The 11,546-nt window shown below is 65.7% G+C and carries 8 protein-coding genes; all 8 read right to left on the bottom strand.

The features are described from left to right. Positions 1-331 precede the first annotated feature (331 nt). The 8 genes from ACIBAF_RS47365 to ACIBAF_RS47330 all read right to left on the bottom strand — a co-directional run bounded on the left by ACIBAF_RS47365 (position 332) and on the right by ACIBAF_RS47330 (position 11,407). Positions 332-1,018 (bottom strand): hypothetical protein, encoded by a 687-nt coding sequence (locus tag ACIBAF_RS47365; protein ID WP_399472742.1) that lies wholly within the window; start codon positions 1,016-1,018, stop codon positions 332-334. Then, on the bottom strand, positions 1,015-1,437 hold the full coding sequence (locus ACIBAF_RS47360; protein WP_399472740.1) for a hypothetical protein: 423 nt from the start codon (positions 1,435-1,437) through the stop codon (positions 1,015-1,017). Before ACIBAF_RS47360 ends, ACIBAF_RS47365 begins: the two co-directional genes overlap by 4 nt. Positions 1,438-1,552: 115 nt before the next feature. Further along, the gene (locus ACIBAF_RS47355; protein WP_399472738.1) at positions 1,553-5,467 is read right to left on the bottom strand and encodes a hypothetical protein; all 3,915 of its coding nucleotides are present in this window, start codon (positions 5,465-5,467) and stop codon (positions 1,553-1,555) included. 523 nt (positions 5,468-5,990) lie between these two features. Next, on the bottom strand, positions 5,991-6,470 hold the full coding sequence (locus tag ACIBAF_RS47350) for a hypothetical protein (protein WP_399472736.1): 480 nt from the start codon (positions 6,468-6,470) through the stop codon (positions 5,991-5,993). 19 nt (positions 6,471-6,489) lie between these two features. After that, on the bottom strand, positions 6,490-7,371 hold the full coding sequence (locus tag ACIBAF_RS47345) for a hypothetical protein (RefSeq protein ID WP_399472734.1): 882 nt from the start codon (positions 7,369-7,371) through the stop codon (positions 6,490-6,492). Between the two features lie 741 nt (positions 7,372-8,112). After that, the gene (locus tag ACIBAF_RS47340) at positions 8,113-8,679 is read right to left on the bottom strand and encodes an ATP-binding protein (RefSeq protein WP_399472732.1); all 567 of its coding nucleotides are present in this window, start codon (positions 8,677-8,679) and stop codon (positions 8,113-8,115) included. 388 nt (positions 8,680-9,067) lie between these two features. Further along, positions 9,068-10,246: a cytochrome P450 gene (locus tag ACIBAF_RS47335; RefSeq protein WP_399472730.1), complete on the bottom strand. Its 1,179-nt coding sequence runs from the start codon at positions 10,244-10,246 to the stop codon at positions 9,068-9,070. A gap of 12 nt (positions 10,247-10,258) precedes the next feature. Then, positions 10,259-11,407 (bottom strand): MAB_1171c family putative transporter, encoded by a 1,149-nt coding sequence (locus tag ACIBAF_RS47330; protein ID WP_399472727.1) that lies wholly within the window; start codon positions 11,405-11,407, stop codon positions 10,259-10,261. Positions 11,408-11,546: the final 139 nt, after the last annotated feature.

Genomic DNA, 11,546 nt, shown 5'->3' with positions numbered 1-11,546 from the left:
GCCGGGGGGGGGGGCCCCCGCGCCGGGGGCCCCCCCCCCCCCCCCCCCCCTCCCCCCGGGGCCCCCCCTTGTGGTTTGCGGGGGTTTTCACTGGGCGGGGGGCCGCGGCGGGGGGGGGGGGGCCCCCCCCGCTTCCCATTTCCCGCAGTGGAGTACTTCTCTGTACCGGGGGCTGCTGGTGTTCGTAGGCTGGAAGGTGTTCCCCGCGAGCCCTCTCTGCGGGTGAGTTCGAGGGCGACGATGCGGGCCGGGGCTGGCTGGCGATGGGGGATGCTCTGCCGCACGCGGTGGTAACCCGTACCGCTTCCTGCGGAGCGGCGAGGTCTCTCTATCAAGTTGTGAACTTTGTTCCATCTTTGTCGATCCGGAAATATTCGACTGGATTTAACATCAGTTGGAGCACTGTGCCGTGTATCTGCCGGATAGTGGCCACGGTCATGTCTTCAGGTTCGCGCATACACCGGTACACCGGTGGATCGCTCTGCTGCCTCATGCATGGGCGAGGTTCTTCGACTCCACGCTGTGAGGTGTCCCACGACAGGGTCTGGCCGACAGCGACCCATTGGCCCACTTCCCGCGCGCCGTGCAGGGGGGTGGTCGTGTGGCTGAAGGGGATGGGTGATCCGGGGCGGTCGCCCGCGGTGAGGATCTCATCGAGTACGTCGCCCACGTCGCTTTGGGTGCTGTAGTAGGCGGTTACGTACAGGGTGCAGGACACCTTGTACTCGTTGTCGGCGGTGAAGGTCCATCCCCCGCCGCCGGTGGATACGTCCTCCGCGGTGAGTAGGCGGAAGGTGAGGGAGGGGACGGCGTCGTAGGCGCGAGTGATGCCACGAAGTAGTTGTTCGGCCGTCTCGCGGGCCTGCTTGGCCTGGCACCTTCCGGCGAGTCGGCGCACCGTCCTCGGGCGAGTCCTGCTGACGAAGTTGTAGGCGTTGCCGAGGACGACGACACCAGTGGTGGCGGAGATACGGGCCACCCGTTCCATCGCCTGTTTCGTCCTCGTTCTCCAGCTCACTGCTTCACCTGGGTGGTCGCGGGCATGGCAGCCACCTGCACCACGGACGCTGCGGCCGTCACGGCGGTCTGTACGGCCACCCACGCGACGACCGCGCCCGGGGAGGGGTGGGAACCAACGAGACGGGGAGCAGTGAAGGTCACCCAGACGAAGGCGGAGGTGATGACCGCAAGGTGGTTACCTCGTACCCGTATGAGCCTTAGAAGTCCCCAGACGGCTACCGGTAAGAACGCCCAGCCGGCCGCGTTGGCCACAAGGTACTGGCTGGTTCCTGCGAACCACTCCGGCTGCCCGGAGTCAACTTCCGCGTCCGCAGCGTGATCGGCCCACACATAGAGGGATTCGAAGAGACGCCATCCGGCCAACGTGGCCGCGACCGCCGCAGCAGTCGCCTTCACTGTTCGTATGAAATAGTCCATGGCCGCCATCGTCCTCCTGCCGCCGGGCGGGTTGTATCCGTCAACGTACTCAGGCCGAAATGCCAGGTGGTGCCGGAAAGGTGACCGACACCACCTAGGCGAGATCGGTGGACCGCTACTGTGCGAGAGCTCCCACGAATGCCTTCGCGTAGTTGAGTGTTCCGGACACCTTCGGATGGAATGACTTCATAGAAGGTTTCGGTGCTGCCGCGTCTGCTTTGGAGCGTCCGTTGAGGACGATGCCGTGAATCGTCTCGGGGTCACCGCAGATCGCCTGCCCCGCGAACGCGTTACGGGGGTCGGCGAACACGCCATTCACCTGGCTTTGCGTGTTGGCGTCGTCGACGGCTCCCTTCATCTCCTGGGCCACGGTGTCGGCCATGTCGTTGAGCCACGGACCTTCTTCGGTGCCTATGCCGGGCACGCACTGGCCTGCGTTCTCCAGCAGCCTCGGATACCCCATCAGGACGATCTTTGCGTACGGGGCTTGCTTGTGAAGTGCGACCATGGTCTTCACGATTCGGGGCCGGACCGTACCGTGTGCCCAGGCTGGTGCCCAGTCTTTCAACGCAGGCGTAGTGTTGCCTGTCTTATCCCCGGTATCCGGGTTTCGCTCGTCGATCGACGCGTCCTGGCATTTCTGTGTCACGCCCAGCACACACTTCTGGAAAATGTCGGCGAACGCCATGTCGTTCCCGCCGATCGACAGGGTGACGAGGGTGGTGTTCTGGTCCAGGTAGCCCTGCTGGATCTGTGGCAGTTCGCCGGTCTGGGGGGTGTTGAGGATGTTGTAATGGCGGGCGCCGGAGCAGGCGATGAGGTGGTAGTCCATCCGTGCGCTCCACGAGTCGTCCAACTCGCGTGTCGACAGGGCTTCTCCGGGGAGAACCGCCTGCCGGGTCCAGGCATACTTGGAGCGGTGGCAGTCGTCCCGCACCTTGTCGCCATCCACCTTTCCGACATAGTCCGACTCCGGGTAGTAGTCATCCCCTCCCGGTTCCGAGGCACCTTCGCCAGAGGAATATGAGTCGCCCATGGCGACAACCACATGGTTGGGCTTGCCGGGGAGGGGCTGGAAGGCGACTGCATCCCAGGCAATGTCTTCGTCTGCTGTGCCGTCGTCGGTGGCGTTGGAGAGGGTGACGGTGGGAGTGCCGGTGAAGTGGAAGGCGCCGAGGCTCACCCAGCGGTTGGCGCGCTGTTCAACGATCCGGTGCGTGGAGGTGCTGTCGGAGCCGCCGATTACGTACGCCGCCTGCCGGGTGTGGGCTCCGGTGTCCGGCAGATGCACCAGAACGCGGGCCCATTCGACGTTCTTGTCGAGGGTCCAGGTGCCCTTGATGGTCATCAGGCCGGAGTCGCCGCCGAGGTGTGCCGTGTCGCGGGTGTGGGTGTACCAGAAGTGGCCGCCGTGCCCGCCGCCAACCTGGTGCAGGTCTCCCTTGGCCTGGTACGGGCCCAGGCCGGGCCCGGTCGCTGACGAGTTGGGGTAGAACGTGAACTGGAAGTTCCCGGCGTCGGTGCCACTGGACCCGCAGTCGCTGTAGGTGTCGATGTTGTCGGGTACGGATTCCACGATCAGCGCCCCAGCGGGGGCAGCGCCGCACTTCGGGGTGCCGTACTCCAGTCGGTACCCTCGGCCCGGCTCGTCGCGCAGCGTGGCGTACTTGATGTTCTCGTGGCCGCAGTCGGTGTCGCAGTGCTGCTTCCATGTCACGTTCGATCCGCGCCACCAGTACTGTTTGTAGCACTCCGCGTCGGGGCAGTCGGGCGGGCTGGCGGCGTTGCAGAACGCGCTGAGCGGCGGTTTCACCAAGTCGCGCTGCGCGGGGCTGTTCCACCAGGCGGGCCGGAATCCAGCGGTGGAGTATCCGGATTCGCCGGGCCAGTCCTGCCGTCCTTCGGTGGAGTAGGAGTAGCCGGTGTCCATGGACCAGGCGGACCAGCCCATCACCTTCTCCTCGTAGGGCCACTGCTGCGGTTTCGCAGCGTCACGGGGGTCGGACATGAACGGATGCCTTGCCGGCGGGAAGATCGGATTCGCGGGGTTGTTGTACCAGCCCAGGCCCCATGGCTTGCCGTCGCCGGCGTTGGGGTTGAAGCCGAGGTTGTAGTTCCACAGCGCGGCGAACCAGTTCTCCGGCTTAGACGGGTCGTCGTCGTTGACGGTGATGGTCTGCCCGCTGGTATGGAGTTCGTTCCACTTGTCGGCGAGGATGTACATCGAGGCGGCTATGTTGGCCGCGTAGTCAAGTGCGACGGCTCGCTGCTTTGCCGGGGGAAGGCTGGTCTCGCCTGGCTTCTCATGGCCGACGAGGCGCATGCCGTCGGTGACTTGGCCGACCCCGTAGCCGCAGTCCGAGTTGGACCAGTGAACCTTCCAGTACTCCTCGGGCGTGTCCCCCTTGTGGCCGTAGAACCCGGCGATTGCCGCTTGTGGGCTGCCCATCTGGCCGGCAACGGACCCGGATTCGGCCTGCCACAGGTTCGATTCTTGGGCGAGCACACCCAGCAGCACCTGGGCGGGGATGCGCCCGCCGCCCTTCAGACTTGGGGGCGGGAACAGCCCCTGCGGGTCGATGGTTCCTAGTCCGGCCTGGGTGCGCCATCCTCCCTGCTTGATCCACTTGGCGCGCAGTTCACCGCGGATCGCCATATCGACGGCCCACTCGACTTGGTTCGGTGTCGGCTGCAGGGCGAGTGCTCTTACGTCGTTGCGGGGGATGGAGCACCAGCGGTCGGTGTCTACCGGATTGTGTTCCCGCTCGTCTCCGTCCGTCGGGGCTCGCCGGCTCTTGTCGTCGGAGCGGAGAGCGGGTGAGAAGGATTCGTTTCCAGCGGTGCTGGGCGTGTCCGACACGGTTTGGCTGATCTTGTCGCCGGTGACGGTGGAGGTGCTTGTGATGGTCAGCGGCGCAGTGTTCTCTGTGGGGTCTTGGGCGGTTCGCGCCTGGGACGATGGTTCGGCCTTGGTGAAATTCTTGCCCGCGTTCTTGATGCGGTCCAGGCCTGTGCGTACGCCCGGCATGAGGAGGGGGTCGACGGCCAGTCGGCCGAGGCTGGAGACGTCAGCGTCTGCCGGGGCGTTCAGGTGGGATATTGCGCTGTCCGTGAGGCTGATCTCGGCGTGGCCGGTTAGGAACGCCCGACCTTCCGTCCCCTGCTTGAGGGACAGTTCTCCCAGTTTCCCCGAGGCCAGGGTGGACGGTGTGCCGTGCCCGTTCCACAGCTTGGCTCGGGCGGTACCGTTCGCATGGTCGAGATAGGCAACTCTCCCGCCGTTCAAGGAGCGGATCTCGAAGGGAGCACTGTCTGCGGCGGCTAGGTCGTCCACCTTGCCCGAGGGATCCACGTGCACCAGGCGATGGCCTCGCGCTGCTACGACGCCGTCATTTACGGGGGTAGGTGACGAAACCTGACCCGCGACGACTGTTTCACCCGTCGTCTTTCCACTTGTGTCGACCGTGACGAGTCGAGTCCTGCCGTCCCGGTACGAGGTGAACACCGCCGCGCCGGTATCGGGGTTGCACGACGGGCTGAAATAGGCGAGTGAGGCTGTGAAGGCGAGCTTGGTGACCTTGCCGTTGTCCAGGTCGACGATGGCAGCGAATGCGCCGCCCTGCATGAGATCCGGCTTGTTGACGAAAGCACGCGGAGCATAGACGACAGCGGCGTGTCCTCGGTCCATGACGCACTGGTTGCCGATCCAGGTGTCGGCCTGGACGCCCGGTTCGGCGAGCACGGCGGCGGTTTGCCACTCGTAGGCTGCTCGGCTGTCTGCGACGAGGACACGGAGGCCGCCACTGTCGGCTGCCGAGGTGACAGCCCGGTCTGGCGACGTTCTCCATCCGTTGCCGAGGCTCTCGTCCGGGTTGCTGACCCGCCCGGGCGGTGGCGGAGACGGGGTGCTTGCGCTCTTGCTCGTCGGAGTGTTGTCGGGTGCGGCAGTCGCAGGTGCAGCTTGTAAGAGGCTGACGAGGACGGCCGTCGAGGCGAGGGCGGCGATCTGGGCCCCCAGCCGTTTCGGCATTCTCAACTTGTTTTCCTCTTCCTGGAGTTTTCGGCATGGGAAAGCAGCCAGTCGGTCATCGGGAATGGCAGACGTGGCGGCGGCTCGTTCAGTGCCGTGATGGCATGCCAGTGCTTGAACGGGTCTGTCAGGTCGTCAGCGACCCTGGTTCAGGCGTGGCGGCAGGGGACCTGGCTGCTACGCCGGGCCAGGTCCGCGGCTGAGGCCAATGACCTTCCGAACAAGTTTTCGATCCTCGCCAAGAGGGTGAGAGTGCTGCCGGGCACACGAAAGGCTCGCCGCCTCAGGGGTTCAGAGCATCCACGGGCCGGCGGTTGACGGCAGCAGACGGACCTGGATGAGCAGGCATGCCAGGGCAACGGTGGCTGTACAGCCCCGCGTCTTCTCCGTGCGGGTCCTGGTACCTGTCTATAAAGGCGGTTGGGGTGCGTGCACCGAGAGGCAACCGCCGCAGACCTCGTACGGGGGAGTGAGACCTACGGCGGTAGACAAGGACAAGGAGCGGCCAGTCGCGATCCTGCCCCTACGTGGTGAACTGGAAGGAAGCGTTCTCGTTGTAGACGCTGCGGAACTGGTCGATGTGCTGGTAGGGGGCCATCCAGTCCTGGGCACCCTTGTAACCGCTCTTGAAATAGACTCGAGCCTTGTACTTGTAGTGGAAGTTCTCCCCCGATGCGGCATTGTTCTTCACCCGCTGCAGCGATCCCGGCCAGGGGCTGCTGGCGCCCTCCAAGCAGAATTTGAGCGGATGGTCGTGCCCGTCACCCGGCCGCAGCGCGTCAAAGTTGTAGACCGCATAGTGCATGTTCCGGAAAGCACCCCCCTGCCCGGAGTTGTACCAGAGGGCGAACTTGAACCCCGACCTTCCGGGTAACTCGCAGGCCTCCATACTTTGAAGGGTCTCAGCGTCATTGATCTCGCTGGCCTGCGCAGCCGGCGCACCGGCGAGAGCGAGGACGAGGGCCGCACACGACGCGGCGCCCAGCATGGCTGTCTTTCGCATGTGTCTCTCTCCCTCCAGATCAGTTAACGGAACGGGCCTTGGCAACAGCCGACTTGACGGCTGCCTTCTCTTGGTTCAGCTCGCCCAGCCGCTTTGCGATCGACTTCGTCTGGATCGCCGCCTCAGCGTCGAACCAGACCTTCTCCACGTGGTACTTGTCGCGGCACGCGACATCCGCGACAGAGGTGTCCTTCTCCGCCTGGCTGATCTCGTCGGCACCGGTGGCGAAGCGTGCGTCATCGCTGGCATCCAGGGGCACGCTGTAGGTGTACCCCTTGTCCTTCATGCACGCCGACCACTTCGCGAATACGCTCTTCACCTCGGGCGTATCCATGGACTGGTGGTAGGCGTCGCCGCTGATCTGCTCCACCAGAGCGGACTGCTGAAGGTTCCCAGCCGTGCTGCCTGCCTGCGAGGCGCAGCCTTCGAGAACACCCTGGTCCGCCTCCCCTGACTGGTCGGCCGCCAACGCGACGTCATAGGCGTCCTGCTGCTCCGGGTCCGGGTGGTAGCCGAACTGTCTGGCCTGCTCGAGATCGTGGATCCCATACCGCCAGTCCGTCAGCGTGGTGCCGCCCACGGTGGGCAGGTCAGGCGCCGGGCTCCAGCCGGGGAACCCGGCCGTGCTCATGCACTCCTTGATCACGTTGTCGCGAGCTGAGGACACCAGTCGATGCTCCGCCTTCGTGGCCGTGTAGGCCTCGATGGGCAGCTTCCAGGTCGCCGGATTCTCCGGATCCCCGACTTGGGCTTTGGCCACCGGCTCCTGTCCAGCCGCATGCGAGCGCGGTGCGGCAGCGGTGCCGTCGGTGTGGTGGGCAGCGGGCCACACGGCCACAAGAGTCCCGGTCACGGCGAGCGCCGCGAGCGCGGGCACCCCAAGCTTCGTCGCAGCCTTCACGATCCCCCTCCTCTTCACAGAACGGGGGGCACACCTGCGACCCTGTACAGCAGATGTTCCCCCGCGCATCGTTGAATGACTCAGTAAGTGGAGTGGTCAGCCCCGCTTTCTGTTCAATGCCTAGCCACTCTAGGCACGATGCGGCGGCCAGTCACAGCTCTGGTCGGGCACATGGCAAGAAGCCGTTTCCGCCTGGGCCGAATGCGGAATCACCCGTCCTCCACTGCGTGACCTGTGAGGTCTCTGTGAAACGGAACCGGTCGTGAGCAGAAAGCGCGTTCGTGAATTGACCGATTCCACCCACTGAGTGTCAGGCGAGTCCTCCGGCGGTCATTTCACGGGGCCCACGTCCATACGTCGCTGTCATTCATCAATCCGAGCTGCTGGCCCGCTCCGAACGACTGCGCGTGCTACTCGGTCCCGGCTCGGAGAGGTGGGTGCGGCGTGCCAGGGCCGATAACTGTCGTGTGAGGACTCAGGACACCGCCGCCAAGATGGCTGCCAAGCTCCAGGACGGCAACCGGGAATGCGCTGCCGCACACGGCCCCCGGCCGCAGCCCGCCCCCGCCGCCCCACACCCAACAGCCCGGAGTCCAGCCCGGCCCGGACACACCCAATGTCGACCGCCGACTGCGTCACCGACCACCTCGGGCCGCGCTCGCACTCCGACAGCGCAAGCGGTTCCGCAAGGAAACCGATTTCCGAGCAGGCCGCTGGGGACGGCTGTCTCGGCTCACACCCTCAGGCAGCCTGATGTTGCTGCGCAGGCGTTGTTGTGCCGAACGACGACCGCGGGTCGGTCGGTGAGGCCACGCGAGCGTGACACTCAGTCCGTCGCACTGCAGCGTCATCCGTTTGAGGTGAAGGCGGCGCATCCGCAGAGTTGTTGCCCGTGACCGTGGCAGAAGGTTCCGGCGTGATCTCAAACCATGTCGTCTTGCCCATCGGTTCCGGTCGCGTCCCCCAGGCGTCAGCCAAGGCGTTCACGAGCAGCAGACCCCGACCGCTCTCATCGTCCGACCCAGCCTCAACAGGGCTCGGCAACGAGGGGTCGATATCCGTGACTTCGACACGGAGCCGATCTTCAGTCCGGGTCACAGCGACGTCGCACGGAGCATCTGTGTGTAGGACGGCGTTGGCGATTACCTCGCTCGCCAGCAACTCGACGCTCTCCAGCATCTGATTTGACAAGAGAAGGCCCAAGTCCTGGGCTAGCGCGATGACCTGGCGACGTGCCGTCGGAATAGCATCGACAGCCGCCGCCACCGTGAATCCGTACTTCGGACGTTCGGGATCGCGACGCGCCATGACGAAAACCTCACCTTGGTAGGGCCTCAGTGAACAGAAGCCTTCCACCCGGCAAGAACTGTGTGAGGACAGTCTGTCCGCAGGCCCGTCACGCAAGATGCCTTGACGCTTCGGCGAGTTGTGATACCGCACCAGCCTCCGTTGGGTTTGGCGAGGTGCAGTCCGTCGAGTGAACCGTACCCCTCTACACCTCGCGACAGACCACTTCCTTGACGATCGCGACTCGGCCCGGTCCTCGATGCGCCCAAGGGCGCGATGCCTTTCGACGACTCCGGAGACACTCGTGACCGTCTCTGCCCCCCCACGGGGAGCGGAGCGCACTCGGACGGAGGAATCTTCCCCAGGGTATGGAAGGCAGACCGACGATCAGATGATCCGAAGGGGCGGCCTAGGTGAGGAGGGGAAGCGAGGCCAGCCCGCGTACTAGGCGAGTGTGCCGCCACTGCAGTTGATCAGGTGGGACCGCAAGCCGGAGCCCCGGGAAGCGGGTCAGAACCGCACGCAGGGCGATGTCGGCTTCGGCCTTGGCAAGCGGAGCACCGACACAGCGATGGATGCCGTGGCCGAAGCCGAGATGGCCGGCGGCATCCCGATTTAGGTTGAGCTGGTCTGGTGATGGGAACCGCTCCGGATCGCGGTTGGCCGCTCCAAGAGCGACCAGCACAGGGACACCGGCGGGGATCTCGGTGCCGCCGAGCGTGACGGCTTCCGTGGTGTACCGGAAGGTGGTCGTGCTGACGGGCGAGTCGAAGCGAAGGAGCTCGTCCAGCGAGGCTGGGACGTCCTCGGGGCTGCTGCGCAGGCGTTCCAGCTCGGCGGGGTGCTGGAGCAGGGCCAGGGCGGCGTTGCCGAGGAAGTTGGTGGTGGTCTCGTGTCCGGCGACGAGCAGCAGCACGGCCAGAGAGACCAGCTCCTCCTCGCTGAGTTGGTCGGTGCCGTCGCGGGCCGCGATGAGGCGGTCGAGCAACCCATCACCTGGCTGCAGCCGCTTGGCTGCGATGAGGTTGGTCATGTAGTCAGCAACGGAATGAGAGGCCGCGTCGATGCGGTCGGGCTTCCCTGCGGCGAACAAGTCGGCTGACCAGCGCTGGACCGTGGGCCGGTCTGCCTCCGGCACCCCCAGCAGCTCGCAGATCACGATGACCGGCTGCGGTACTGCCAGATCAGCGACGAGGTCGACCTGCCCACCAACGGGCCATCGGTCGAGCAGTGTGTCGGTCACCTTGCTGATGAACGGGCGCAACTCGGCGACGGCGCCCGTCGTGAACGCCTTGGTCACCAGCTTGCGCAGGCGGGTGTGCTGGGGCGGATCGCTGGCCAGCATGTTGTGCGCCACCGCGGGGTGCAGGCGGCGTCGCGACTCCTTGCCGGCGAAGAAGGCGGCCGTGTTCTTCGAGAGCCGTGGGTCGCCGAGTGCCTGCCGGGCCTCCGCGTACCCGGTGACCAGGTAGCTGCTGTGTCCACTTGAGCCGGTGGGAACGGCTTGCACCGGGCACGCGGACCGCATGGCGGCGTAGGTGGGGTAGGGGTCGTGCAGGAATCGAGGGTCCTTGGTCGGGTCGTTCATGCTGTCAGGCTCCTACCGGTTCCGGTTGGCCGCCGTCGGCGACACGCGCAGTCTCGCGGGGCCGTAAGCGTCGGCGATCCGGAGAAGCCGCTGCGTCTCCGCACGGAGGTCCCCGCCACGGGAAGCGGTGTCCGTCGCCGACGGCCCGGCGAACTCACCGGCAGGATGGCCAGCCTTCACATCGGCAAGTGCTGCCTTGACGATCGCGACGCGCTGCTCTGTCCCGGCGTCGGTGGTTCGCTGGGCGGCTTCGTGCACGCTCCGAGAGAGGTACGGGCGCAGGGCGAGAATGCCGTCGTTGATCTCGATGACGCGCCGCTGGAGGAGGAAGTCGGAGTTGCTTGCTGCGTCCTTGTCGAGGTCTGCGGCGGGCAGGACGATCTCCGGCATCGCGGCCGACAGGTCCTGCCAGAGGGGGCCGAGCGCGTCGAAGGACCGCACTTCCCAGCGGTGGCGGCGGGCCTGACTGATCGGATAGACCACGGCGGGCAGCGTGAGACCGAGGCAGATCAGCAGGACCGCGAGCGCCGGGGAGGTCACGCTGAATACGCACGGCGCGGATACCAGCGAGGAGCACCGCGCGTGGTCGGGTATGAGTTGGAGGCCCAGGCCGAGGGAGACGAGGACCGTGACCTTGTACGCGGCGTAGACCAGCGCGAACACGCAGCCGGCGGCTGCCAGCAGCAGGCCGATCCGAACGCTCTTTCTGCGGGTCGACTTCGATTGCCGAAGGGCCTGCCGCAGGAAGTCGACGATGGCGAAGGCCAGGTATGAGATGAAAAGCAGCAGGTAGAGCGCGTACACCTGCGGCGAGCGGTGTGTCATCTGCTCAAACGTGAACAGCACCGTCATGCCGAAGACAGATACGGCGAGGAGGACGAGGGGTAGACGGATGCGGCGCCGCGCTTCCGCGGGTTCCAGGTTGACCTGAAAAGCGACTGCGAGAACCGAGGTGGCGGCGGCCAGGGAGGCGGAGTTGCTCAGCAGTCGGGCTACATGCGGCACGACTGCCTCGACAGCGTTCTCGAACAGCGGCGCGTACGAGACGAAGGCCAGGGCGAAGGAGGCGAGGAGGGCACCCATGGCCCACGTTCCGGCGGGACGAGGGGTGCCCCGGCCGAAGACCCAGTAGCCGGCAGCCGCTGCGAGGAGGCAGGCCATGCCAAGGAAAAGGGCATTCATCGTGAGCGGAACCGACCTCTCTTAGAGGTTGTCTCACGTGGCGAGTTTCGCGAGTTTCTTGTAGCAGGTCAGGGTGGCGGCCAGGCCGAGGAAGGCGAGGAAGTGGGAGCCCTTTCGC

Source organism: Streptomyces sp. NPDC051677 (assembly GCF_044453465.1).
In the GTDB taxonomy this organism is placed as follows: domain Bacteria; phylum Actinomycetota; class Actinomycetes; order Streptomycetales; family Streptomycetaceae; genus Streptomyces.
This window is presented reverse-complemented; position numbering and strand designations above follow the sequence as displayed.

Excerpts from the sequence above, each read along its gene's own strand:
- ACIBAF_RS47335 (WP_399472730.1), bottom strand. The coding sequence starts at position 10,246 with ATGAACGACCCGACCAAGGACCCTCGATTCCTGCACGACCCCTACCCC.
- ACIBAF_RS47355 (WP_399472738.1), bottom strand. The coding sequence starts at position 5,467 with ATGCCGAAACGGCTGGGGGCCCAGATCGCCGCCCTCGCCTCGACGGCC.
- ACIBAF_RS47350 (WP_399472736.1), bottom strand. The coding sequence starts at position 6,470 with ATGCGAAAGACAGCCATGCTGGGCGCCGCGTCGTGTGCGGCCCTCGTC.
- ACIBAF_RS47330 (WP_399472727.1), bottom strand. The coding sequence starts at position 11,407 with ATGGCCTGCCTCCTCGCAGCGGCTGCCGGCTACTGGGTCTTCGGCCGG.
- ACIBAF_RS47360 (WP_399472740.1), bottom strand. The coding sequence starts at position 1,437 with ATGGACTATTTCATACGAACAGTGAAGGCGACTGCTGCGGCGGTCGCG.
- ACIBAF_RS47340 (WP_399472732.1), bottom strand. The coding sequence starts at position 8,679 with ATGGCGCGTCGCGATCCCGAACGTCCGAAGTACGGATTCACGGTGGCG.